Source organism: Alkalihalobacillus sp. AL-G (assembly GCF_030643805.1).
GTDB lineage: Bacteria > Bacillota > Bacilli > Bacillales > Fictibacillaceae > Pseudalkalibacillus.
Genome location: NZ_CP094656.1, coordinates 202,324 through 228,707 on the forward strand (window position 1 = coordinate 202,324; position 26,384 = coordinate 228,707).

Here is a 26,384-nt window from a genome sequence, read left to right on the forward strand (position 1 = left end):
AGTACAGAAAAACAAGTCCTTATCGAATGGTATGTTAGCTCAAAAAGGAAGTTAACAACCAAGTTATGATATAATAAAAAAGTTACATAGTAACAAACTGACCTTTGTTAGTAACAATGAAACTTAGTCGATCAGTTTGGAGGATGCGTTATGTTCCCGATCGAAAACTTCAATATTCTAACGTACGTAAATGATATAATAGATATCCTCTTAGTCACCTACGTGATTTACAAGCTAATCATGCTGATCAAAGGAACTAAGGCGATTCAGCTGTTAAAAGGGATCACCGTAATTATTGCAATTTGGTTTTTTAGCGGGGTCTTTAAGCTGAACACACTATACTGGTTGATGAATCAGTTCCTCCCTTATGGTTTCCTTGCGATTATCATCATTTTTCAGCCTGAACTTCGCCGGGCACTTGAACAGCTTGGTCGCGGACGCTTTTTCTCACGCGGGATGATTGCAGAGGAAGAAGAAAAGAGAAACACCGTTGAAGCGATGTTAAAGGCTACAAGTTATATGGCGAAACGTCGTATCGGTGCACTTATTACGATTGAGCGGGAAACCGGGCTTCATGATTATGTAGAGACAGGCATTCCGATAAATGCGACATTGAGCTCGGAGCTGTTGATCAACATTTTCATTCCGAATACGCCGCTTCATGATGGAGCCGTCATCATTAATGACAATCAAATTCTTGCAGCAGCGAGTTACCTGCCGCTGTCAGAGAGTCCATTCATTTCGAAGGAATTAGGTACCCGTCATCGAGCTGCATTAGGAATTTCTGAAGTGACGGATAGTGTGACCCTCGTTGTCTCAGAAGAAACTGGTAACGTCTCTCTCACAAAAAATGGAGAGCTTTACCGTAACTTAGACGAGGATATGTTACGAAAACTTTTAGAGGCGGAATTATTAGCAAAGACAAAGTCAACTTCCTCATCATCAAAGTGGAACTGGAGGGGGAAGAAGGATGGATAGATTACTGAACAGCCATTGGGTTGTAAAAATCACAGCCTTCCTCATTGCTTTAATGATGTATACGACGGTTTACAATGATGATTCGTTGGTAGAAAGCGACAATAATACGAATCTTGGTGGCGACACGTTACCTAAGACGGTTGAACTTATAGCAAAATACGATGAAGAGAAGTATGAACTGATGGGAAAGCCGGATCGGATCAAGGTTGAGTTTACAGGATCTCAAGCAGACTTGACCAATTTCGAGTTGAAACGGGAACCGACTGCATTCATTGACTTGACTGGAAAGGGACCTGGCCAATACAACGTTTCTATAAAAATACCGAATGTCCCGGATAATATTGATGTCCATTTTATCGATGAAACGATCACGGTTACGTTGCATGAAAAGACGACAGAAACATTCCCGGTAACGGTCCAATTGATTAACGAGGATAAGCTGCCAAAGGGTTATATTGCAGGTGATCCGGAACTTGAAATTGATGAAATCACTATAACAGGTGCGAAAGAACTCATTGATGAAATTGCATATATCCGAGGGTTCGTTAACGTTTCAGATACAAAGGATACAATAATACAGGAAGTTAAGCTACAGGCGTATAACAAAGACTTCGATCCAATCGAAATCGAATTCGATCCTGAAGTTATCGAAGTAACAGTACCGATTGACAACCCGAATAAAGAAGTTCCGATCTCAGTTGATGAACAAGGAACTCTTGCTGAGGATCTTGAGCTTATTTCCGCTACACTTAGTGAAGAGGAAATAAGCGTTTACGCACCAGAAGCCGTTTTGGACGAACTTAGTGAAATCAATATTCCGATTGATTTAAGTAAAATTACAGAGGATACGACGATCGAAGTTGATGTGCCCCTTCCTGAAGGTGCCTTCTACTCAACTCCAGGAAAAGTAAGTGTCGAAATAGATGTCGGACAGGTAGAAGAAACGTCCACAGATGGAGATTCTCAAGACTCGACAGCAAGTTCGCGAACATTCAGTGATTTAGCCATTCAAATTCGCGGATTATCGGAAAGTGAGCAGGCTTCCTTCATCGAGCCGCAGAGTGGAATATTTGAATTGACGGTAAAAGGAAATGAAGAGGATTTACAAAGCCTATCGAAGGATGATATCGTAGCATTTGTTGATGTTGAAAGCCTTGAAAAAGGACAACATGATGTAGAAATTCAAGTTGATGTACCAGATCAATTCACGTTTGAACGTAAACTGTCGGAAGCGACCTTAACCATCAGCAATAGATCTGCATAATGTGAAAAGGTAAGAAGGAGCGATTTTATATATGGGTAAATATTTTGGAACAGATGGAGTCAGAGGAGTAGCAAACACCGAGCTTACACCCGAGTTGGCATTTAAGCTTGGGCGCTTCGGCGGTTATGTTCTGACAAAGGAAACCCAAAAACCAAAAGTCATCATTGGACGGGATACACGGATTTCCGGTCATATGCTTGAGGGTGCACTTGTTGCTGGACTATTGTCCATCGGTGCAGAAGTCATGCGTCTCGGCGTCATTTCAACACCAGGGGTTGCGTACTTGACGAAAGCACTTGGAGCTCAAGCAGGTGTTATGATTTCAGCTTCACATAATCCTGTCGGCGATAACGGTATCAAATTTTTCGGATCGGACGGGTTCAAGCTGTTAGACGAGCAGGAGCTGGAAATTGAAGCGCTGCTTGACAAGGAAGATGACACACTTCCGCGTCCGACTGGAAAAGATCTTGGCCTCGTCAGCGATTATTTTGAAGGTGGGCAGAAGTACCTGCAGTTCCTGAAGCAAACGGTTGACGAGGAGTTCTCAGGACTTCGCATTGCCCTCGATTGTGCGCACGGTGCTGTCTCGTCGCTTGCACCACATTTATTTGCAGACCTTGATGCTGATATTACAACAATCGGATCTTCGCCAAACGGTTTGAACATTAATGACGGTGTCGGATCCACACATCCAGAAAAGCTTGCAGAGCTTGTTAAGGAAAAAGAAGCCGATGTCGGTCTTGCCTTCGATGGAGACGGTGACCGGTTAATTGCGATCGATGAAAAAGGAACAATCGTTGATGGTGATCAGATTATGTTCATTTGTGCCAAACACTTCGCAAGTGAAGCCCGCTTAAAGCAGGATACCATTGTCTCTACTGTCATGAGTAACCTTGGGTTTTATAAAGGACTCGAAAGTGCGGGAATCAAGTCCGAACAGACTGCCGTCGGTGACCGTTACGTCATGGAACGTATGCGTAATGGTGACTTCAATCTTGGCGGAGAACAATCCGGACATATCATCTTCCTGGATCACGGTACAACTGGAGATGGACTGCTCTCAGCATTGCAGCTCGTCAACATCATGAAGGTTACGAAAAAGCCTTTGTCAGAGCTTGCAGGTGAAATGCAAAAGTTCCCGCAATGCTTGAAAAATGTGAAGGTGACCGATAAGCATCATGTACTGGACAATCGAGCGGTGAAAGAGGCTATTCAGCAGGTCGAAACAGAAACCGCAGGAAATGGCCGTGTACTCGTACGAGCATCCGGAACCGAACCACTCGTCCGTGTTATGGTCGAGGCGCCGACTGAAGAGCTTTGCGAACAATATGCGGATCAAATTGCTGGAGTTGTTCACGAGCAATTGGGGTTTAAGGAATAGCGGATGTTTAAATTCGTCCCTATTTAAAATATAGACAGAAAATCAGTAAAACGACGAATACTATGTATGGGTAGCTGACACCGTACACACGAAACGAGCTGCTCATGCATATTTTTTACAATAACGTTAAACATTTAAATCATTGACGATTAGCAAATTCTGATGTATGATTTTCGCATTAGGCAACTGACTATGCTAAAGCATGTGCTTGGCAAAGCCTATTATTCAAATATAGAAAGGAGCATTAAAGCGGAACATTTCAATCAAAGCGCCTGGACTATTTCTTTCGGTGAAAACTCCGACACTGCGGTAGTGCTGAAATAGTTGACGAGGAAGAGGTTTATCGAATTGGATCGGCGGATACCTCTCGGTGATTCATCACAGCCGGAAAGTCATTATCTAAACCATAGAGGCGACTCTGTGAACAAGGGTATTGATCGTGATGAAACAAATTATATGATGTTGGGGCGGCGGTAGCCCCTATTAGAGGTTGTTCAAAAAGTCCAAAGGGAAATGAGACTAAGCTTTTTACTCTCCTTTTTGAACATACTATTAGTTATTTCCCCCCAACAGGGAGGTCTATTAAGTATGTGTGGAATTGTCGGATACATTGGGAAAGAAGATACGAAGGAAATTTTATTAAAAGGATTAGAGAAGCTTGAATACCGTGGATATGACTCTGCAGGGATCGCAGTACTGAACGAGGAAGGCGTACATGTTTTTAAAGAAAAAGGACGGATTGCCACTCTTCGTGAAAACGTGGATCAGAACGTACCAGCAAACATTGGAATCGGACATACGCGCTGGGCAACTCATGGCCCGCCAAGTAAAACGAACGCGCATCCACATCAAAGTACATCGAAACGCTTTACACTCGTTCACAATGGAGTGATCGAAAACTTTACGCAAATCTGTAAAGAGTTCTTGAGTGGCGTTGAACTTGAGAGTGAAACGGATACAGAAATCATCGTTCAATTGATCGAGCATTTTGTGAAAGAGGGGAATGACGTTGAATCTGCATTCCGCGAAACATTATCACTATTAAAGGGCTCTTATGCATTAGCATTGCTTGATAATGAAAACCCGGAAACGATTTACGTCGGGAAAAATAAAAGCCCGCTCTTAGTCGGTCTTGGTAAAGGGTATAACGTTGTTGCAAGTGACGCAATGGCCATGCTCCAAAAAACAGACCAATTCGTTGAGCTGATGGATGAAGAGATCGTGCTTGTTTCACGCGATGACGTTACGATCAAGAACCTGGACGGGGAAAGCATTGCTCGTGATCCATTCACAGCAGAGCTTGACGCAAGCGATATTGAAAAGGGTACGTACCCTCACTATATGTTAAAAGAAACTGATGAACAGCCTTTGGTTGTCCGTAATATCATTAGAGAATATCAGGACGAAAAGGGTAATTTGAAGCTCGATGACGATGTACGTAAAGCGATGAAAAAGACGGATCGCATTTACATCATCGCCTGTGGAACGTCTTACCATGCAGGGCTTGTCGGTAAGCAGTTGATTGAAAAGATTGCCGAAGTACCAGTTGAAGTTCACATTGCGAGTGAATTTTCGTACAACATGCCGTTATTGTCTGAAAAACCATTGTTCATCTTCATTTCGCAAAGCGGGGAAACGGCAGACAGCCGTGCAGTGCTCGTGCAGGTGAAGAAACTTGGTCACAAGGCTTTGACGCTTACAAACGCAGCAGGTTCAACGCTGTCCCGTGAAGCGGACTACACGTTATTGCTGCATGCTGGACCTGAAATCGCTGTAGCATCAACAAAAGCGTATACAGCACAAATGGCGGTTCTAGCGATTCTTGCAGTCGATACAGCGCGTGCGAAAGGCATTGAACTCGACTTCGATCCAATCAAGGAACTCAGTATCGTAGCCAATGCGATGGAATCTCTCTGTGATAAGAAGGAAGAGCTTGAAAGGATTGCACGTGAATACCTTGCAGTCACACGCAATTGCTTCTTTATCGGACGCGGACTTGACTATTATGTCGTTATGGAAGGTGCACTAAAGCTTAAGGAAATCTCCTACATCCAGGCAGAAGGCTTTGCTGGAGGAGAGCTCAAGCACGGCACAATCGCCTTGATTGAGGAAGGGACTCCTGTCATTGCACTTGCAACACAGGAACACGTGAACCTAAGCATTCGTGGAAATGTAAAAGAGGTTGCGGCACGCGGTGCCTACACATGTGTCATCAGTACAGAGTCACTGCATGATGATGGCGATCGCATTGTCATTCCAGACGTACATGAATACCTGACACCGCTCGTCAGCGTCATCCCGTTGCAGCTTATCGCCTACTACGCAGCACTGCACCGCGACTGCGACGTCGACAAGCCACGGAACCTAGCTAAAAGCGTTACAGTGGAATAGGATAGGTATAAAAATTGTTCTGTTGTTGAGTTACAAAGAAGTCGTATATTATAAATAATATATTTCACCCTAAGAGATCATTAGTTCTAAACTATATCCCGAATAATGGACACTTATAAAAAAGTCCACTATTCGGGATTTTTTGTGTAAACTAACATAGAAAACCATCAAAACAAATGGAGAGAACGGGGAAATCAAATATGAGTAAACGTAACTTTGAAGGAATTTCAACGGAAACAACTAGAAAATAATGCGAATGGGAGCCACTCATAAAATGATAGAGAATACGATATGGTCGCTATAAAAATCCTAAGCACGTCCTACAACAGCGCGAACCCAATCCAGTGAGTTATTGTTATTTTCAAAATATTATTGAAATAAATAAATAGGTATGTATAATAAGAACAAACGGGAAACGTTTTTATATTTAAAACAATGGGAAAAGGTATCATTTATCCGTTTTTTGCAAATGGTAAAGACATCTTTTTCTATATTTTAGGGAAACGTTTCCACATCATCTGGAAAGATGGACAACCTATTCGAAACCGCAAACAACTCAGCATATTAGAAATCACACAACCAATTATGAAAGCGGATTCATAGGTGAGTAATGGTTAGGAGGTGGGATGAAAAAGGCGCTTTCCAGGCAGTAGTACAAAAAATTTGATTTGAGGAGGTAAATGATGAGAAAGAAGATGAATTCGAGTTTCTTTGTTGCAATGATTCCTGCTGGTATCGCGTTGAACTGGGTTGCAAATTCGATCGTAGAATTATTGAAACTACCGTTGTTTTTGAATAATATCGGTACCGTATTGAATGCAATTGTGCTAGGTCCGATTTGGGGTGTTGTCACCGCTCTCTTGACCAATACAGTACTGGGCCTCATCGTCAGGTGGACATACTTCCCATTTGCTCTGGTTGGAATGTTTGTGGCTTATCTCTCTTATTTGTTCTATAAGAAAGGCTGGTTCAACAAGTTTTGGAAGGTTCTTGTTGCTGGGGCGATAACAGGTGCACTTGGAGCTGTAATCGCGACCTTTATATCAGTGTTTGTATTCGGAGGTTTCTCCGGGCATACGAACGATGTCATTACGGCGGGACTGATCGCAACTGGACAAAGTATTTTCAGCTCAGCATTCATAGCGAACATGCCAACTACAATGCTTGATAAAATTTTAACCTTCTATATCGTCTGGGGTATTTTGAAAATCTTCCCTGCACGCTACTTACCTAATGCAAAAGAAATTCGCGAAAAGCTAGGATTAAATAACCGTACAAAAAGTAAAGATGACGATTTGACCGCATGATCCTTTTTCGTTAAAGGCATTTCATCACAAAGAACTAACTAACAGAAGGAGTGTAGGCAGTGAAATTTGTTCGTTTTCAATTGAAGGGTACTGATAAGATTTCAACCGGTTTACTCACAGATTCAAGAATAAAAGAAATAACAGGGGATATTTTTGGCTACTGGATTTTAACAGAAACTATCTACGATGAAAAGGAAGTGATTTTACTTTCTCCGGTTGTGCCGAACCAGGTTATTGGAATCGGGGCGAATTTTGTTTCGACAAAAGAGGAGCTGCCAGAAAACCTTCCTGATATGCCAGTGTTTTTCTTCAAACCGACCTCGTCAGTTATCGGTACTGGAGAGACGATTAAGCTCCCGAATGGAGTGGATAAGGTTAAATTCGAATCAGAATTAGCTGTCATCATAGGAAAGGAAGCTAAAGATCTTTCTGAAAGTGAAGTCAACGATTATATCTTCGGATACACAGTTGCAAACGATGTCACTGCCCCTGAATATTTTCACCCTGATGGGCATTGGACAATCGGAAAATCATTCGATTCATTCACGCCGCTAGGTCCAGCTATTGAGACAAACCTTGACCTTAAATCAATCCACGTGCAATCCTATTTGAATGATGAGAAACAGCAAGATGGCGAATTGGGCTTGATGATCCTGTCACTTCAAAAAATGGTTTCTTATCTATCCACTGTGATGACATTGAAGCCTGGAGATGTAATTTTGACAGGAGCTCCAGTAGGTGCTGGCTATTTGGTGGAAGGCGATACGATCGAGTGCCGAATCGAAGGGATCGGTTCCTTGAAAAATCAGGTTAGTAAAACAAGAAGGGCTGCAGCAACCGTATAAAAGGTTTATTCTATTGGGATATCAGGAAACGTTTCCACAAAAATCGATAAAATTATCAAAATATTATTGAAATTTAAAAACCAAAACGTATAATAGTAGACAAGTAATACAAAAAACTACTTTTACAGATAAGGGAAACGTTTCCATATTTCAATAGGATGTGAAAAACAAATGGCTACGATTAAAGATGTGGCAAAACGTGCAAATGTTGCGATTTCCACTGTTTCAAGAGTACTGAACAATAGTGGATACACAAGTGAAGAAACGAGACAAAAGGTTCTCAAAACCGTGAAAGAACTTAATTTTCGGTCGAATATGATCGCTTCTGCTATGATCAACAAGAAAACCTCGACATTCGGACTGATCATCCCGGACATCAAAAATATTTTTTATGGTGATTTGACGAGAGCGGTTGAAGACATGGCCAATAAATATGGCTACAATGTCATTCTCTGCAATACCGATAATGACCTTGATAAGGAAGCTGAATACGTAAGCTTTTTAGTCCGAAAAGGAGTAGACGCGATTATTTTTTCAACGCCAGAAGTGCGGGACCGAAATATCAAAGAGTTGATCGAAGGGTATCCTGACTTACCCGTCATTCTTTTAGGAAGTACCGTAAAAGGTGTTGAGTTGGATGAAGTGCTTGTTGATAACTTTCAAGGTGGACACACAGCCACCACTCATCTTCTAAAAAAGGGGCATCGCAGGATCGCACATATCACCGGACAGACGAGTTCTTATGCAACCATTGAACGTAAAAAAGGCTTTGAAGAAGCACTGAAGGAATTTGAGGTTTCAATCAATGAAGACTGGATCATCACAGATGAGTTCAAAATTGAAAGCGGATACAAGAATGGTCTGAAACTTCTACAAGAAGAAAATCGTCCGACTGCCGTCTTTGCTGGAAATGATGCGATTGCCACTGGCGTGTACCGGGCAGCCAGGGAGTTAGGGTTGTCTATCCCAGAGGATCTTTCAGTTGTCGGATTTGATGATTCTGAATATGCACAGATTTTGTACCCATTACTCACAACGATACGAACACCGATCGGTGATATGGGAGCAAGGGCAGTTGAATTCGGTATTCAGACGATTGAAGGCAAGAAGCAATTCAAAGAAACGCTCGTGTTCCGGCCGACACTTATAGAAAGAGACTCTACTGCAATCGTATGAGAATGATCACCTCCCTTCAATAAGGTAGGCAATTGTGTTTTATAAAGGAGGAAAAAATGTGAATAGCCTGTTTGTACAAAAGGACAGTCTGATCCACAAGCTTGATCCGAGAACAAAAATCATTTTTCTGCTCTTTGTCGTCATCAGTACGTTTTTGCTAGGAGATCCGGCTTTTCAGTTGGTGTTGTTGGTCTTCTTGCTGCCAATTGTCTTTATGTCCAAGCTGCTCAAGCAATATCTGATTTCTATGCAGTTTCTGATGCTGTTTGTCGTGTTGATCATGACGGTGCACGGAATCTATAACCCGATCGGGGAGACCGTAATTTGGGAGATTGGTTCTGTATCCTTCAAATATGAATCGCTCGTTTATGCTTCAGTCATGTCTTTCAGGATATTGGTGATCGGTACTGGCGCAGTTTTGTTTGTGATGACAACACACCCATCCGATCTAGCGGCGGCATTGATAAAGTGGAAAGTTCCGCACTCAGCAGCTTTCATGCTGCTATCAACCTTTCAAATAATTCCAATCATCGCGAGAGAAGCTAAGATCGTCATGGAAGCCCAGCAGGCACGATGCCTTGATGTAAAAGGAAGCGTCATTCAGCGGGTGAAAAGTTTGATTCCTCTTTTCGCCCCGTTATTTATCATTACCTTTATGAAGGTTCATCAATTGTCGTATGTATTGGAATGCAGAGGATTCAGCACAAAAGGAAAGAAGACAAGCCTTCGAGAATCAAAGATTTCCAAACTAGACTATATCTTCTTAAGCGGACTCTTACTCGCGTTGGTTGGTGAAATCTATCTCAGATTGGTGACAAGCGGTGCTTTAACTTTGACAACAGATGTGTTATTGATCAGCTCGTTGATTACGGTCTGGGTTGTCTGTGGTATTCTTGCTGTGAAATTTTTATACAAGCGGGTGCATAGTTGGATTGGAGGATGGAACGTATGAAGAAAAATAAAGCGGTCATCGTAGAAAACCTTACATTTCAATATCCTGATACAGATTCCCCTGTCCTGAAGGATATCAGTTTTTCATTGGAATATGGTGAAATCCTAGGCATCGTCGGTCCAACAGGTGCAGGGAAGTCCACGCTTGCAATGAGTCTGAATGCTTTAGTACCGACTGTGATTGAAGGAGAAATCAAGGGTAGTATAACGGTTGATGGAAAAGATGTCTCCAAGCAATCTGTTGGGGATATGGCAGGTAGTGTTGGATTCGTGTTTCAAGAGCCTGAAAACCAATTGTCCCAAATGACGATTGAGGAAGAAGTAGCGTTTGGACTTGGTAACCTTGGCGTTGAACGACAAGAGATGGTGAACAGGATCAAGGAGTCCTTAAAGGCAGTAGGGCTGCAAGGGTATGAAAAAAGAAGTCCGCTAGCATTATCAGGAGGACAGCAGCAACGTCTTGCTCTTGCAGCAGTTCTGGCTATGCGTCCCAATCTCATGATTTTGGATGAGCCGACTTCCATGCTCGACCCACAGGGGAAAAATGAAGTGTTCGATGTACTGAAAGACATAAAATCGCTAGGGATGACAGGGATCATCATCGATCACGAAGTGGAGAGGCTTGCTGCTTATTGTAATAAGATTCTCGTTTTACATGAGGGAGAATGTAAGATGTTCGGAACACCAAAAGAGATTTTCAGTGAACTGGAATCGCTTCATCAGTTAAGTGTCAATGGTCCGCAGGTATCTGAACTTTCCTACAAGATCAATAAAGAATTTGATGATAAGGACATGGAAATGCCAATTACTTTAGAAGAAGCTACCAAAGCCTTTAAAAGGAGAACGAGAATTGGGGAGGTGTATTAAAGAAATGGAACCTTTTATCTCCGTCAAAAATGCATCGCATGTATATCCGAACGGCGTAAAAGCGATTGAAGAAATTGATCTTGATATCGGAAGCGGGGAAGTCGTTGCTGTTCTTGGGAGTAATGGATCAGGTAAAACGACATTGGTCAAACATTTCAACGGGTTATTGAAACCGACCGACGGGGACGTATTCGTTGGAGACCTGAATACGAAAAAAGAACGTATTGCAAAACTTTCAAGTATGGTTGGCTATGTCTTTCAAAATCCCAATCACCAAACTTTTTTACCAACTGTGAGAGAGGAGCTTCTCTATGGTTGTAAAAATTTAAAGTTATCGGATGACGAAATCAGGACGCGTGCCAAAAAAGCGATTGATATGTTTGATTTACGCGATCTTTTAGATACTAATCCTTTTGATCTTAATTCCAGTAAACGAAAAGAAGTGGCGATGGCCTCGATCATGGCAATCTCTCCACGGGTAGTCGTTCTGGATGAACCGACGACAGGACAGGATCATAAAGGCTGTTCACGAGTATTGGACCTAGTCAGAACGTTCAAAGAGCATGGACATATTGTCGTTCTTATCAGTCATGATATGAAGCTGATCGGTGAGCTCAACTGTCGAGTTGTGGTCATGAGCAACAGCAGAAAAATAGCTGATGAAAAGGCGGATGTCGTGTTCCGCAACAAGGAAATCATGATTCAGGCAGGTCTTCAGCCTCCGCAAATAACCCAACTGGCTGAAAAGCTATCCTATGTGGATCAAAAACAAACATTTCTAACAGTGGATTCACTTGTAAATTGGTATAGGAAAAACCAAAAGGAGGAAGAAAAAATTGTTGCAGGAACTTGAAAACAAATGGGAAACAAAAGCCAACCGTCCTGAATTGGAAGATGGATCACAATATCATATCCGGTGCCGTCCAGGCGATGTAGCGAAATATGTGCTGCTTCCAGGTGATCCCGACCGTGTGCCGATGATGGCTGAGCACTGGGATGAAAAGCGGGAAATTGCAAGCTACCGCGAGCATGTCACGTATACTGGGAAAGTCGGCGGGGTAGATATCTCAGCATGTTCAACAGGTGCTGGCGGACCTTCGACGGCCAGTGCGCTTGAAGAACTGGCAGAAGTGGGTGCTGATAGCTTCATCAGAGTAGGAACTTGTGCAGCACTTCAAGAGAATATTGCACCAGGGGATCTCATCATCTGTTCTGGAGCTGTAAGGTATGACGGGACAAGTGATCAATATGTCGATCCAAAGTACCCGGCAGTTGCGAATCAAGAAGTTGTCATGGCATTGATTGAGGCGGCAGAACGATTAGGCGTCACCTACCATGTCGGGATCGGGTATACTTCCGCTTCATTCTTCTGCGGACAAGGGCGCCCAGGATTCAATAACTACCGCCAGGGATTCATGGATCAAATTATAAAAGATGCACAGCAGGCTGGTGTTGTGAATTTCGAAATGGAAGCGGCTACTGTCCTGACACTAAGCAGTCTCTTTAAATTACGAGCTGGAGCAGTATTTTCCGTCGTAGCCAACCGAATCAAAGACCAATTTTCCTATCAGAAGTCCGGGGTCGAACAATCAATCGCAGTGTCAACGGAAGCCTTCAAGATTTTACATGAATGGGACGAACTTAAGAAAAAATCAGGCAAGCCTTATTTTTATCCATCACTACTGACAAATAAATAAAACTAGGTGAGAAAGGAGCAGTCATTCAATGAAAAAAGTGGGAGTAATCGGAGGTACAGGATTTTACGATCTATTGGAGCAATCGGAGGAAATCAACGTAAAGACAGACTTTGGGGATGTGTTCTTATATAAAGGGAACTACGCCGATAAGGAAGTCTATTTCCTGCCGCGTCATGGCAAAAATCATGATTCGCTTGCACATGAAATCAACTATCGGGGAAACATGGTTGCATTGAAAGAACTCGGTATTGAACATGTCCTTTCGATGTGTGCGGTCGGTTCATTGACTCTTGATATCCCAGTCGGCGGATTCGCCCTTCTCGATCAGTTTGTCGATGTGACGACGAACCGAGTGAAAACATATGGAAAGTACTCCGTGGACATCACGAACCCGTATTGCGAAAATCTTCGCCAGAATTTCCTCGAAGCAGCAGAAGAGGTTGGAATCGATCTTGTTCCGAAAGCAACGTACATCTGTGTAGACGGTCCTCGTTACGAGACAGGGGCAGAAATCCAGCTTTATAAAAACTGGGGAATGGATGTTGTCGGCATGACGAATAGTACGGAAGCCTCCCTTGCACGAGAACTCGGCCTTGCCTATTCGGTTGTGACATTGACCACCGATATTGCAGCCGGAATCAGTGATGTCGCACCAGATCTTGAAATGCACAAAAATGTCGTCATTGAAAACAAACAGAAAATGATCGATCTTTTCTTGGCGGCTATCAAGCGAGTTGATACGAATAAAGAATCTGAAGCGAAGCAGGCATACGAACGCGCATTGAAAGCTCGGGAAGAAAAGCTCAAAAATAGCGTTCCAGTAAGCTGATGAAAAAGCTGATCCATAATGCAACCATCGTTGACAGTTCGTCAAAGGTGTTTGAGGGAAGCCTCCTTATCGACGGCGATAAGATCAAGGAAGTCCGGGCTGGGAGTTTGCCAATCGATTCGGATATCGATGAGACCATCGATGCTTCCGGAAGGATTGTCATACCGGGTATGGTGAATGCCCACTACCACTCTTATTCGAATGTCTTAAAAGGGACAACGAATAATCTGCCATTGGAAATCTGGTCGCTTTATACCGTTGCTTATGGGCATTCGTTAACAGAAGAAGAGTTGGAGCTCGCCGTTTTACTCGGGGCGATCGAGATGATCAAAAACGGTACGACTGCATGTATCGATCACTATCCACACTTGGTTGGATCGAATGCTGCGTTAAAGGCTTACGAGAAAACAGGAATGCGTATAGGGTTTGCTCCGATGATGCATGATGTACCGGACCATCATTTTCTTAACGTGAAACTGCCGAATTATTTTAAGAAAAAGCTTGACGATGCACCACGAAAGTCAGTCGGTGAGGTAGATGACTATTACCGCGGGCTGATTGAGGCCTGGCACAACAAGAACGGAAACATCGAAATTATGCTCGGTCCGAACGCACCACAGCGCTGTTCCTCTGACATGCTGAACCTGTGCAGGGAATTAAGTGAAGAGTTCGGATTAGCAGTACACACTCATTTGCTCGAAACGAAGGGGCAACTGATAAGCGGTGTGGAAACGTTTCCCGACGGAATATTCGGCCATTTGAAGGAGCACGGACTGCTTTCAGAAAAACTATCCGTTGCACATGCTGTAATACTCAAAAATAACGAAATTGAGCTTCTTAGGGGTCACGGTGTGACAGTCGTCCATAATCCTGCGAGCAATATGACCTTGGGAAGCGGCAAAGCTCCGATCCATCACTTTTTAAATGAAACAAGTAAACTCGCAATTGGGACAGACGCATCGAATTGCGGTACCCAGCACAATCTTTTCGAAGCAATGAGATTAGCCGCGATGTGGCACCGTGTAGATGAACCAGACTATCAAAAGTGGCCTCAATCTGTGGATGTATGGCGGATGGCAACGGCTGGCGGTGCCGGTGTCTTTTCAAATGACAGTGTATTAGGACGAATTACGGAAGGTGCTGCAGCTGATCTCGTGTTTTTAAAAGCGACGGGCACTTCCTTTACCCCCCTTCAGGATCCTGTTACACAACTCGTATTTCAGGAAAATGGAAGGTCGGTAGATTCAGTGATGGTCGCTGGCGAGTGGGTGATGAAGGATGGGAGCCTTACTACATTGAATGAGAGGGAGATCCTTGAGGAAGTTCGGGAAAGAACGGAACACCTTATGTCTCATTCTAAACAACAAGTAGAGCTGGCAGATCAGCTCGCTCCTTACTTTAAACAAAGATATGATGAGCTACAACGTGAAAATTACAATTAGGAGGGTTTAACATGTCGGTCGAATTACTAAAAAAAGAATTGGCTTATGTCTCTCATAAGGTTTATCAAAAAGGCTACACACAAGCAACGGGAGGAAACATCAGCGTACGTATACCAGGAACAGATACGGTTTTGATCAAACGAAGCGGTGTCAGTCTTGGTGAAGTGACAACCGAAGATGCTCTTATCGTCAATATGGAAGGGGAAGTCATCGAAGGACAGGGAAAACCGTCTAAAGAAATCGGCTTTCACCTTGGTGTTTATAAGGTCCGTCCGGATGTAAATGCGGTCGTCCATTGTCATCCGAACTATGCGATTGGGTATGCGATTCTAGGCCAGGAGCTTCCGCTTCCTACGGTTACAGCCCGCAAGCTGCTCGAGTATGTGCCTGTAGCGGGTGTCGCTCCATCAGGATCAAAGGAGCTCGCAGAGAATGTAACCAATGTGTATAAGAACAATCCTGGAATCAAAGTATGCCTTCTTGAACAACACGGAATTTGCGCAGTCGGACCAACTCTTGAAGCGGCTTATAATGTGGCAGATTTGACAGAAGCAACTGCAAAACAGGCCTTCATCTCTTCACAAATCAAGGCGAACCTACCGGTGCCTGTGACTCAATAAGGAGGTATCTTTTATGAAAACGATCCAACAGCTTACTGATGAGTTTCTTGAACAGAAGCTTGCTTTACCGATATGGTTTGAAGACGGCACACTGAAATTGCTTGATCAGTTGAAGCTCCCATTTGAAGAAGAGGTTTATACGATTACAGCGGTGCCAGAGCTGGCGGATGCGATAAAGAACATGAACATTCGCGGTTCTGGAGCAATTGGTATTTCAGGAGCTTACGGCCTGTACCTTGCTGCATTGAATTCGACCGGCCATGAACAAAGCATACGGGAGGCAGGGGCATTGCTTAAAAGTACAAGACCAACAGCGGTCAACCTTATGAAAACGATCGATGAAGTCTTATCCATTGTAAATGGTAAAGGAACAGAATTGATTACAAAGGTTGAACAGAAGGTAGTAGAAATTTTAGAACGCCAGCTTGCGTTTGAACATCAGCTCGGCGAACACGGTGCATCCCTGATCAAGGATGGCGACACGATCATGACCCATTGCCACTCAGGGGCAGTCGGAGGCTCTGGCTACGGCGGTCGTGCTCTATCGGTTATACGGAAGGCATTCGACCTCGGTAAGGAAATCCACGTCTTCACGTGTGAAACGCGGCCATATCTGCAGGGGGCTCGGATTACAGCCTATGAATTAAAGAAATTCGGCATCCCTCATACGTTGATTACTGATAACATGTCCGCCTACTGCATGAGTAAAGGGATGATTGATAAGGTTGTCGTCGGCTCCGACCGGGTAGCAGGGAACGGGGACCTTGCCAATAAAATTGGAACGTATATGCATGCGTTAGCTGCAAAGGCTCATTCAGTTCCATTCTACACCGCGACATCGAGTCACACGATTGATTTCAGCTCAGAAAGCGGGGAGTCGATCGAAGTAGAAATGAGGAACGCGAAGGAAGTAACACACTTGAATGGTACACCGATTGCACCGGAAGGCACGAATGCGTTGTATCCCTCATTCGATGTCACACCGAATGATCTTATCACAGGCATCATTACCGAAAAAGGAGTCGTTTCACAACCGTTTAGCCAAAACCTCAAGGCTCTTGAGTTAGAAAAAACGTTTCAATAGAGACAGATTGAGGAGGATACTATGTTGAAAGATGCTGTACTCGCTCTAGTAGCTGGATTTGTAGTTGGTGCTGTATTCAAAATGATCAAGCTGCCATTGCCTGCTCCCCCGATATTAGCTGGTGTCCTTGGAGTAGCAGGTGTTTACCTAGGCGGAAAATTCATAGAGACGATTGTTCTGAAGCTATCATCATAAATGATCTTTTTAAAGTAGGCCGTATTAAACTGTTTAGTATGTAAGGAGGAATGAACCATGAGTGACTACGTGCAAGTCGGCGATCTTCATATCGCACGAGAATTATATGAGTTCATCAATTCAGAGGCAATACCAGGCAGTGAAGTGACAAGTGAACAGTTCTGGTCTGGGTTGGAAGGTATCATAAAAGAATTATCTCCGAAAAACAAATCATTGTTGGAAAAGCGTACGGAATTACAAACAAAAATCAACAACTGGCATAAGGAGAATTTCGAAACATTCGATTTTGACGCTTACAAGTCATTTCTAAAAGAAATCAACTATTTAGAATCTCAACCTGAGGAATTCGAGGTTACGACGGAAAATGTAGATGATGAGATTGCAGCTCAAGCGGGGCCTCAACTAGTCGTACCGATCAATAATGCCCGGTATGCGATCAATGCCGCTAATGCACGCTGGGGAAGTCTCTATGACGCCCTTTATGGAACAGATGCAATTTCCGAAGAAAATGGGGCTGTGCGCAAGGACTTCTATAATCCGGTCCGCGGAGATCGAGTGATTGCATACGCGAAGGAATTCCTCGATGAAACCGTTCCATTGACCGGCTCTTCCCATAAAGAGGCTGTTTCCTACGCAATCGTCGATGGCGAACTCTCGGTTTCACTGAAAGACGGACAAACTGTATGTTTGAAGGATGTTTCCCAGCTTGTCGGATGTAAGGGTCAACCTCGGGAACCTAAAGCGGTACTATTGAAGAATAACGGACTCCACCTGGAAATCCAAATTGATCGTACACATCCGATTGGATCGACGGATGAGGCAGGAGTTAAAGATATATTGATGGAATCAGCGTTGACGACAATCATGGATTGCGAGGATTCAGTCGCTGCAGTTGATACCGAGGATAAAGTATTGGTCTATCGGAACATGCTGGGCTTACTGAAGGGGGATTTATCCGTCACCTTTCAAAAAGGCGGTAAATCCGTTACGCGATCACTGAATCCGGACCGTCATTACAAAACGACGGATAACGAGGAGTTGACTCTACCAGGTCGATCACTCATGTTTATCCGGACCGTCGGGCATTTGATGACCAGCAATGCGGTTCTCGACCATAACGGAAATGAGGTTCCAGAAGGAATACTGGACACTGTCATTACAGGACTGATCGGGAAACAAGACGTTTTAGGAAATGGAGGTTACAACAATTCCAAGGAAGGCTCGGTTTACATCGTTAAGCCGAAAATGCATGGTTCAGAGGAAGTTGCCTTTGCGAATGAACTATTCAATCGTACCGAAGATATCGTTGGACTTGAGAGAAACACCCTGAAAATAGGTGTGATGGATGAAGAACGCAGGACGACATTGAATTTGAAAGCTTGCATCAGTGAAGTGAAGGAACGCATCGTGTTCATCAACACAGGCTTTTTGGATCGTACCGGAGACGAAATCCATACGTCGATTGAAGCAGGTCCAGTCATCCGTAAGAATGAGATGAAATCATCGAAATGGCTGCAGGGATATGAGAAATCAAATGTAAAAGCAGGACTTGAAAGCGGATTGCAAGGCCGCGCGCAAATCGGTAAAGGAATGTGGGCGATGCCGGACCGTATGGCGGATATGCTAGAGCAAAAGGGAGGCCAGCTTGAAGCCGGAGCGAACACGGCGTGGGTACCATCCCCTACGGCGGCAACACTACATGCACTCCATTATCATAAAATCGATGTTTCCGAGGTGCAACGAGATTTAGCTTATAAACTGGTGGACTATCAAAATGATATCCTCGAAATTCCATTGGCCGTAAACCCTGATTGGAGCCCGGAGGAAATCCAAGAGGAACTGGATAACAACGCGCAAGGAATTCTGGGATACGTTGTCCGCTGGGTGGAACAAGGAGTCGGCTGCTCGAAAGTTCCTGATATCCATAACGTTGGACTGATGGAAGACCGGGCGACTCTCCGAATTTCAAGCCAGCATATTGCCAATTGGCTGCATCACGGAATCTGCACGAGAGAGCAAGTGCTGGAAACGTTCAAACGGATGGCAAAGGTGGTCGATGAGCAAAATGCGGGGGATCCGGATTACAAGTCGATGTCTCCTGACTTTGAAAACTCCGTCGCATTCCAGGCTGCCTGCGAATTGGTATTCGAAGGCCATAACCAACCGAACGGATATACAGAACCGATTCTGCACCGACGCCGAATCGAAGCAAAATCCAAAGTACTCGTAAAAAAATAAAACCATATACTTTTTAAGGACCATTGACCAAAAATGATCAGTGGTCCTTTTTAATTTTGCGAACATTATTTTTTGAAAATTAGAGGAATTATGACGATTAATCTCGTATATCTATTAATAACGGAATTGAAAAGGAACTTTTCCTAAAATCACTTAGTTCTTCCGAATTCCTAAGACTATTCTAACATTTAGCCATTTGAACACAACTTAAATAGAAGGGGAGAGGCAGATGACGATCAGTGTGAATGGGACAAGCCTCGACTTAATCGAGGATATATTGACCTTTCGTAAGGATTTACATGAAAATCCTGAGCTTAGTGGGGAAGAATTTGAAACGTCCAAAAAGATTCAAGAAAAGCTTGATCAATATGGAATTCCGTATCAGACTGGCTATGCGAAAACGGGAGTGCTTGGCATCATTGAAGGTGGAAAGCCTGGCAGAACGATAGCACTTCGAGCGGACATTGATGCGTTGCCGATTACTGAAAAAACAGACCTAGAATTTGCCTCTAAAAATCCAGGGAAAATGCATGCTTGTGGACACGATGCCCACACTGCAATGCTGCTAGGCGTTGGTGTCGCCTTAAATCAGATAAAAGAAGGTATTGAAGGCACGGTCCTGCTTGTGTTTCAGCCTGCTGAGGAAAATGCTCCAGAAGGTGGGGCTGAACAAATGATGAAGGATGGCGTGTTTGATACGTATGAGCCTGACGTCATTATCGGTCAGCATGTATGGCCGGATCTTCCGGTTGGTCAATTTGGTGTCATGTCAGGTCCGATCATGGGGAATTCCGATCGTTTTAAAATTGTTGTTAGGGGAGCGGGCGGTCATGCAAGTATGCCCCATCAGACAATCGATGCGATTGTAGCAGCCAATCATATTGTCACAGCTCTGCAAACAGTTGTTAGCCGGAATGTCGATCCACTCGATTCAGCTGTTGTTACAGTCGGAAAAATAGAAGGTGGATACCGGTACAACGTCGTAGCAGATGAGGTGACGTTGGAAGGTACAGTGAGGACATTTCAGGACGAGACGAAACAGAAAGTGAAGGAAAGATTTCACGCGATTGTAAAAGGTGTAGCGGAGGGAATGGGGGCACAGGTGGATATCGATTATTTGGACGGATACCCGGCAACCGTAAATACGCCTGAGTGGGCGGACCTCATAAAACATACCGCTCAAAGTATGTTTGGTAAGGAGTCGATTCCAAGTCTGCCACCATCAATGGGGGGCGAGGACTTCGGTCGCTTTTTAGTAAACTATCCTGGTGTGTATTATTGGCTCGGTACTTCGATCGGAGAAGTACAAAAGCCCCTTCATGATCCAGCCTTTCAATTAAACGAAGAGGCGATTCCACTTGGGATCAAACTGATGACACAGGCTGCGATCGACACCTTATCGCGGCTTAATCAAAAGGATGCAGGAGGAAACTGCAAATGAACAATCGGTTAAATGAGTTTCTATCGTCAATGACACCTGTTTTATTAGAAAAACGAAGAGAGTTTCATCGACATCCAGAGGTTGCTTGGACCGAATATGTAACCACCTACAAGATTGGGGGAAAGCTTAAACAATTAGGTTTTCGTATCACAGTTGGCAAGGACGCTCTTGCTCAGGGCGAGCGCCTCGGGGTTCCAAACGATGCTGATCTCAGATCGAATGAGGGTCGTGCACGTGATATGGGTGTTCCTCCGGAATGGCTGGAAAAAATGAAGGGAGGGAACACAGGACTCGTTGCTGAGTTTGACACAGGAAAAACTGGCAAGCATATTGCTCTTCGTTTTGACATCGACGGCCTCCCAATCAAGGAGTCGAAGGATCTGGGTCATCTTCCTGCTAAAAATGGTTTTGTATCCAAGCGGGAAGGCGCGATGCATGCCTGTGGTCATGATGGCCATACCGTCATAGGTCTTGGTGTTGCCGAATTCATCCATAAGTTCAAGGATGAGCTTAACGGTCGATTCACGCTGCTTTTCCAGCCTGCTGAAGAGGGTGGTAGAGGGGCGATAACGATGGTGGAAAAAGGGTGGCTGGATGATGTCGACCTTTTTCTAAGCGGTCATATTGGTATTCATTCGATCCCGGCCGGCGAAATAGCCGCAACTACAACTAACTTTTTATCAACAACAAAAATGAACGTCGTCTATCGTGGAAAATCAGCACACGCTGGATTAGAGCCGAATCGCGGGAAGAATGCCTTGCTTGCAGCAGCGGCGGCCAGTCTCCATCTGAATGGGATTACCCGGCATGCTGACGGGGCAACAAGAATCAACATCGGAAGGCTAGAGGCAGGGAGCGGACGTAACATTATCGCAGACTATGCGCGGATGGAGATTGAAACGCGTGGCTTCACGACTGAATTAAATGAATATATGGTTGAAGAGGCTGAACGTATTATTCAAGCAACCGCTGATCTCTATGATGTAAAGGTGGAAACAGAGGTCGCAGGAACCGCGATATCGGTAGATTGTAACGAGGAATTGATTCCACTAATTAAAAAAGCATGTGAACAAAGCGACACGATCACAAAAATACATCATGCACTGCCATTGGGAGCTTCAGAGGATGTATCCTTCATGATCGATCGCGTGCAAAAAAACGGCGGTCTCGCAACGTTTCTCATTTTTGGTTCACCGTTACCAGCGGGCCATCATCACCCACGCTTTGATTTTGATGAACAAGTCATTCCAACAGCGGTTGAAGCTTTTTCAAAAGTGATCCAGAATTATATTAAGTCGTGAGCGTTCAATGAGCCACGATATGATAATCGAAAAAAACAATAGATACTACGATAGGAGGTCGCCGGATGGAGGATTGGTTGGACCATCACTTAAAACAGTTAAATCTCGTCGACACTATGAAGCAACCGAACGGTTATACGAGATTGGGCTATACGGAAGCAGAAAATAAAGCAATTCAAGAGTTTAAAAGGATAGCCGAAAGCTTAGACCTTAGCATCAGAGAGGATGTCGCAGGGAATGTCATTGCAAGATGGGAAAGTGTAGCAACGGCTGTTGACTCTGCCGTTGCTGTCGGGTCTCACCTTGATACGGTCATTGAGGGAGGAGGATATGACGGCACCGCTGGAATCCTTTGCGGCTTAGGTGCGGTGAAGCTTTTACAGGATCGAGGGTTTGTTCCAAAGCGTCCTATTGAGATCATTTGCTTCCGTTCGGAGGAGTCTGCACGGTTTGGGGTCTCGACAATAGGCAGTAAAGCAATTGCCGGAATACTAGATTCCGAGATTGGAACTGTTGTGGATTCTAAAGGGACGTCGATCGCACAAGCTGTCCAGGATGTTGGCTTTGATTGGAGTAAATTCCCGAAGGCTGAGAGACAGAAGCAGGAGATCGGATCCTTTGTCGAGCTCCATATCGAGCAAGGTACCCTTATAGAAGAGAGCGGGAAGAATTTCGGGGTGGTCCATGGTGTTGCCTGTCCAATTCGTCTCAAGGTAACGGTGTCAGGAAAAGCGGGTCATACGGGTACAACACCGATGGACAAACGTCAGGATGCATTGGTTGCCATCGCACCACTCGTTCCATTTGTTTCGAAGACGGCTAAAGAGTTTACGGATCTCAATCAAAACCCAGTCGTCGCAACTGTGAGTACGATGGAGCTGAAGCCGAATGCGATGAACGTGATTCCTTCAAAGGTAGAGGCAGGAATTGATATCCGAAGCGTTGATGACGGACTGAAAAAGGAGGTCGAACAGCGCATTCGGGTGAAGTGTGAGGAGATTAATGCTGATTACCAGGTTACGGTTCACGTAGAAAAATTGGTCGATAACCAATCGGTTCATTTAGATTCTGAGGTACAGAAGAAGCTGGCGCAAGCAGGTGAACGTGCTGGTTATTCAAGTTTATCGATGAATAGCGGGGCAGGCCATGATGTCATGAACATAGCACAAAAGTGGCCAGCTGGACTCATTTTCATTCCGTGTAAGGACGGGGTCAGTCACCATCCTGATGAGCATGCGACACTGCGGGATCTTCAGATGGGAGTAGAACTAATAGCAAGTTATTTGACCATAGAGGCGGGTGATTGATATGAAGATTCGGATCGGGGTTGTAGGACCTCAAGATTCTATTGAACAAATCATGAAAGCAGGCAAGCATTTTAAAGAATTAGAGCTTGATCCGTTTGTATATAAACAGACAGAAGAAACAGAGGATATCATCAATCAGAACAGGGATTCTATCACACAATGGTTTTTCTCTGGGCAAGCTCCATATTATTATGCTTTGTCAAAAGGGCTCATTACTGAGGAAGAAGGAAGCTTCACGCCGTTAAATGGCTCTAGTCTTCTTGGAACCTTGCTCGAGGCTTTTGTAAAAGAGGGCCGAATTCTAAAGCACCTAAGTTTAGACACATTGCAGGTCGATGAGGTTGAAAAAGTGAAGGACTATTTTTCGTTAGATGGTTTATCGATTCATTCGAATTCGTACGCTGGATATTTGCCAGCAGAAGAAATCATCGATTTTCATAGAAAACTCTACACATCAGGAAAAATTGATGCAGCAATCACCTGTATCAAGTCCGTGTACGTAGCGTTGAAGGAGATGGGGGTTCCCGTATATCGTGTTGTACCATCAGAGCTCGCCGTTCATCGAGCATTAGGTTTAATTAAGGAACGGGCGCAGTCGAGCTGGTACCGGAAATCTCAGTTAGTGATTGTCGGTGTTGAAGTGATTTATGCACCTGCATCGGGAGGTGAGCATCCGTTTTCTTTTAAAGTGAAACACCAAGAATTGGAGTTGAAGCGAGTTTTACTTGATTTTGTAGAAAAAATAAATGGCTCGATCGTTCAGGTAGGAGATGGCCTCTTTTACATTTATACGACCCGAGGCGAGCTAGAACTTTTCACGAAAAGAAAATCGATCCAGTTGATAATAGATGAATGTTATGTCAATAGTCAGCTTTCAGTCAGAATCGGAATCGGCTATGGTCAAACCGTCTTAGCAGCAGAGGAGCACGTCCGGATTGCATTCGACTATGCAAGAGAGGAAGAGGGACCGGTCGTCATTACAATCAATGAGGATAAAGCGGTTTCGAAATACCTGGATGGGAACGAGCAAGTCGCCTATCAAACGAGGAATAAAGGGATGGAATGGGAAAGGATTTTCAAGAATGCTTCAATCAGTTCATCCTTAGCAGCGAAGATCGAGTCACTCGCTTATCATTATGAAAAATCGTCACTCTCATCTCAAGACCTGGCACGCTGGTTGAAGAGCACGGAACGGAATGCTCGTCGAATATTAGCTGAAATGGAACGAATCGGTGTTGCGAAAGTGATAGGAGAGGAGTCGACAGGGCGAGGCCGCCCGAGGAAGGTGTATGAGCTGACGTATTGTGAGGAGGGGGTAGGGATTTAACCTCATTTTACCCCGTGTATTTTCAGAAAAATGAAGGATTTTTGAAAATTGTGACGAATATGTGTATTAACGGAATGATAAAGGAATTATTCCGTTAATACACAATCAGTAAAAGGAGAGTGAATAAATTGCCACAGCCTCAAACAAATCTGGACAACCCGCAACAATCGAAGGGTCTTTACCGTTTTTTAAATTGGATTGAACGTATCGGAAATAAGCTTCCTGATCCGTTTTTCATCTTTGTCTATTTGGCTGCATTTGTCATGCTCTTGTCTTGGCTTGTACACAGTATGGGCGTCACTGTTGTCCATCCTGGCACAGGTGAAGAGCTTCCAATCCGGAGCCTCATCTCAGGTGAGGGTATACAGTATATTCTGTCTTCCATGCTAACGAACTTTACAGGGTTCAAACCGTTAGGACTCGTGTTAGCGATGATGCTCGGGATTGGGCTTGCGGAAAAAGTAGGATTACTTGAGAGTGTCATAAAGAAATCGATCTTGAATGCACCAAAAGCACTCATAACGTATGCTGTCATTTTTATCGGGATATTAGGAAACTTAGCATCGGATGCTGCTTTTGTCCTAATTCCACCATTAGCGGCGATGGTCTTTTATACTGTTGGCCGTCATCCGTTGGCAGGATTAGCGGCTGGATTTGCAGGAGTGGGAGCTGGTTTTACCGCTAATATTTTCATTGCCGGAACAGACGCTTTATTATCGGGTATTTCAACGGAAGCGGCAAAGGCTTCTGGTATTGAAAATGTTATCGTAACTCCTGTCGATAATTGGTATTTCATGTGTACGTCTGTTATCATCCTATCAATTGTAGGCGCTCTCATTACAGAAAGGATTATCGAGCCTCGATTGGGTGTCTATAAAGGGAAGGTAGATAAAGAGTTGGAGGAGGCTAGCCCACTTGAAGGAAAAGCTTTACGGAACAGCTTGATTGCTGGTCTGGTTTATCTTGGGTTAGTAGCACTAATGCTGTTCTGGCCAAACTCACCGTTACGAAATGAAGAGGGCGGTATCATTCCTTCTCCATTCTTAAGTGGAATCGTACCGATCATTCTCTTGTTCTTTATAACGGTTGGTGTTGCATACGGAATCACAATGAAAAAAATTACAAGTTCTAAGGATATCCCTAAATATATGGGTGAAGCGATGAAGGATATGTCGGGTTACATCGTACTTATCTTCGCAGCAGCACAGTTCATCAGTTATTTTAACTGGAGTAACCTAGGGACTTGGGTAGCGGTAAATGGTGCTGAATTCTTAACGTCGATGGACCTGACGGGTCTACCTGTTGTAGTAGGGTTTTCGATGCTGACAGCTGTCTTGAACCTGATCATCTTTAGTGGATCTGCTCAGTGGGCACTTGAAGCACCTGTATTCATTCCGATGTTGATGCTGCTGGATTATCATCCTGCATTCATACAAGCAGCGTACCGGATTGCGGACTCATCAACGAATATCATCACACCTCTTAATCCGTATATATTGATCGTACTAGCTTTCATGAGAGAATATGATAAAAAGGCAGGTCTCGGAACACTTATCTCGCTCATGCTGCCATACAGTATCATCTTCTATGCCATCTGGCTTGTGCTTCTCATCGTTTTTGCAGTATTCGGAATCCCATTCGGACCAGGGATAGGAGTACATCTTTAGATATTGGTTCGATTTGGATGGTTTTTATGAAACATTTTGAACCATTACAAAAAATCTGAAGAATAAAATCCGTAAA

General features: G+C 44.1%; 22 protein-coding genes. All 22 read left to right on the top strand.

The genetic code is table 11. The features are described from left to right. Nucleotides 1-150: 150 nt before the first annotated feature. The 22 genes from cdaA to MOJ78_RS01255 all read left to right on the top strand — a co-directional run bounded on the left by cdaA (nucleotide 151) and on the right by MOJ78_RS01255 (nucleotide 26,308). Nucleotides 151-978 (top strand): diadenylate cyclase CdaA, encoded by an 828-nt coding sequence (gene cdaA / locus MOJ78_RS01150; protein ID WP_304979415.1) that lies wholly within the window; start codon nucleotides 151-153, stop codon nucleotides 976-978. Continuing rightward, on the top strand, nucleotides 971-2,242 hold the full coding sequence (locus MOJ78_RS01155; RefSeq protein ID WP_304979416.1) for a CdaR family protein: 1,272 nt from the start codon (nucleotides 971-973) through the stop codon (nucleotides 2,240-2,242). The genes cdaA and MOJ78_RS01155 overlap by 8 nt, the downstream gene beginning before the upstream one ends. Nucleotides 2,243-2,273: 31 nt before the next feature. Then, on the top strand, nucleotides 2,274-3,623 hold the full coding sequence (glmM, locus tag MOJ78_RS01160) for a phosphoglucosamine mutase (RefSeq protein ID WP_304979417.1): 1,350 nt from the start codon (nucleotides 2,274-2,276) through the stop codon (nucleotides 3,621-3,623). A 588-nt stretch (nucleotides 3,624-4,211) separates the two neighbouring features. Beyond that, nucleotides 4,212-6,014, top strand: a complete 1,803-nt coding sequence (gene glmS / locus MOJ78_RS01165) for a glutamine--fructose-6-phosphate transaminase (isomerizing) (RefSeq protein ID WP_304979418.1) — start codon at nucleotides 4,212-4,214, stop codon at nucleotides 6,012-6,014. Nucleotides 6,015-6,697: 683 nt separating this feature from the next. Beyond that, the gene (locus MOJ78_RS01170; protein ID WP_304979419.1) at nucleotides 6,698-7,321 is read left to right on the top strand and encodes an ECF transporter S component; all 624 of its coding nucleotides are present in this window, start codon (nucleotides 6,698-6,700) and stop codon (nucleotides 7,319-7,321) included. A 59-nt stretch (nucleotides 7,322-7,380) separates the two neighbouring features. Beyond that, nucleotides 7,381-8,166 (top strand): fumarylacetoacetate hydrolase family protein, encoded by a 786-nt coding sequence (locus tag MOJ78_RS01175; protein ID WP_304979420.1) that lies wholly within the window; start codon nucleotides 7,381-7,383, stop codon nucleotides 8,164-8,166. A 171-nt stretch (nucleotides 8,167-8,337) separates the two neighbouring features. Then, nucleotides 8,338-9,342: a LacI family DNA-binding transcriptional regulator gene (locus tag MOJ78_RS01180; protein ID WP_304979421.1), complete on the top strand. Its 1,005-nt coding sequence runs from the start codon at nucleotides 8,338-8,340 to the stop codon at nucleotides 9,340-9,342. A gap of 58 nt (nucleotides 9,343-9,400) precedes the next feature. Then, nucleotides 9,401-10,294, top strand: coding sequence for an energy-coupling factor transporter transmembrane component T family protein (locus tag MOJ78_RS01185; protein ID WP_304979422.1), 894 nt, complete (start codon nucleotides 9,401-9,403; stop codon nucleotides 10,292-10,294). Further along, nucleotides 10,291-11,160 (top strand): energy-coupling factor ABC transporter ATP-binding protein, encoded by an 870-nt coding sequence (locus MOJ78_RS01190; protein WP_304979423.1) that lies wholly within the window; start codon nucleotides 10,291-10,293, stop codon nucleotides 11,158-11,160. Before MOJ78_RS01185 ends, MOJ78_RS01190 begins: the two co-directional genes overlap by 4 nt. A 4-nt stretch (nucleotides 11,161-11,164) precedes the next feature. Next, nucleotides 11,165-12,013, top strand: a complete 849-nt coding sequence (locus MOJ78_RS01195; protein WP_304979424.1) for an energy-coupling factor ABC transporter ATP-binding protein — start codon at nucleotides 11,165-11,167, stop codon at nucleotides 12,011-12,013. Then, complete coding sequence (locus MOJ78_RS01200) at nucleotides 11,997-12,857, top strand: nucleoside phosphorylase (protein ID WP_304979425.1); 861 nt, start codon at nucleotides 11,997-11,999, stop codon at nucleotides 12,855-12,857. Before MOJ78_RS01195 ends, MOJ78_RS01200 begins: the two co-directional genes overlap by 17 nt. Nucleotides 12,858-12,885: 28 nt before the next feature. Next, complete coding sequence (locus tag MOJ78_RS01205) at nucleotides 12,886-13,686, top strand: MTAP family purine nucleoside phosphorylase (protein ID WP_304979426.1); 801 nt, start codon at nucleotides 12,886-12,888, stop codon at nucleotides 13,684-13,686. After that, nucleotides 13,686-15,128, top strand: coding sequence for an amidohydrolase family protein (locus tag MOJ78_RS01210; RefSeq protein WP_304979427.1), 1,443 nt, complete (start codon nucleotides 13,686-13,688; stop codon nucleotides 15,126-15,128). The genes MOJ78_RS01205 and MOJ78_RS01210 overlap by 1 nt, the downstream gene beginning before the upstream one ends. Nucleotides 15,129-15,139: 11 nt before the next feature. Then, nucleotides 15,140-15,748: a class II aldolase/adducin family protein gene (locus MOJ78_RS01215; RefSeq protein ID WP_304979428.1), complete on the top strand. Its 609-nt coding sequence runs from the start codon at nucleotides 15,140-15,142 to the stop codon at nucleotides 15,746-15,748. A gap of 13 nt (nucleotides 15,749-15,761) precedes the next feature. Beyond that, on the top strand, nucleotides 15,762-16,832 hold the full coding sequence (mtnA, locus tag MOJ78_RS01220) for an S-methyl-5-thioribose-1-phosphate isomerase (RefSeq protein ID WP_304979429.1): 1,071 nt from the start codon (nucleotides 15,762-15,764) through the stop codon (nucleotides 16,830-16,832). Between the two features lie 21 nt (nucleotides 16,833-16,853). After that, nucleotides 16,854-17,027: a XapX domain-containing protein gene (locus tag MOJ78_RS01225; protein ID WP_370529753.1), complete on the top strand. Its 174-nt coding sequence runs from the start codon at nucleotides 16,854-16,856 to the stop codon at nucleotides 17,025-17,027. A 57-nt stretch (nucleotides 17,028-17,084) separates the two neighbouring features. Beyond that, nucleotides 17,085-19,265, top strand: a complete 2,181-nt coding sequence (locus MOJ78_RS01230; protein WP_304979430.1) for a malate synthase G — start codon at nucleotides 17,085-17,087, stop codon at nucleotides 19,263-19,265. Nucleotides 19,266-19,494: 229 nt separating this feature from the next. Then, nucleotides 19,495-20,706: a M20 metallopeptidase family protein gene (locus tag MOJ78_RS01235; protein ID WP_304979431.1), complete on the top strand. Its 1,212-nt coding sequence runs from the start codon at nucleotides 19,495-19,497 to the stop codon at nucleotides 20,704-20,706. Beyond that, the gene (locus tag MOJ78_RS01240) at nucleotides 20,703-22,007 is read left to right on the top strand and encodes an amidohydrolase (protein WP_304979432.1); all 1,305 of its coding nucleotides are present in this window, start codon (nucleotides 20,703-20,705) and stop codon (nucleotides 22,005-22,007) included. Before MOJ78_RS01235 ends, MOJ78_RS01240 begins: the two co-directional genes overlap by 4 nt. A gap of 65 nt (nucleotides 22,008-22,072) precedes the next feature. Further along, nucleotides 22,073-23,314, top strand: coding sequence for a M20 family metallo-hydrolase (locus tag MOJ78_RS01245; protein WP_304979433.1), 1,242 nt, complete (start codon nucleotides 22,073-22,075; stop codon nucleotides 23,312-23,314). A 1-nt stretch (nucleotide 23,315) separates the two neighbouring features. After that, a complete protein-coding gene (locus MOJ78_RS01250; protein ID WP_304979434.1) occupies nucleotides 23,316-24,641 on the top strand; it encodes a helix-turn-helix domain-containing protein in 1,326 nt (441 codons plus the stop codon). Between the two features lie 128 nt (nucleotides 24,642-24,769). After that, complete coding sequence (locus tag MOJ78_RS01255; protein ID WP_304979435.1) at nucleotides 24,770-26,308, top strand: AbgT family transporter; 1,539 nt, start codon at nucleotides 24,770-24,772, stop codon at nucleotides 26,306-26,308. The last annotated feature ends 76 nt before the right edge of the window (nucleotides 26,309-26,384 follow it).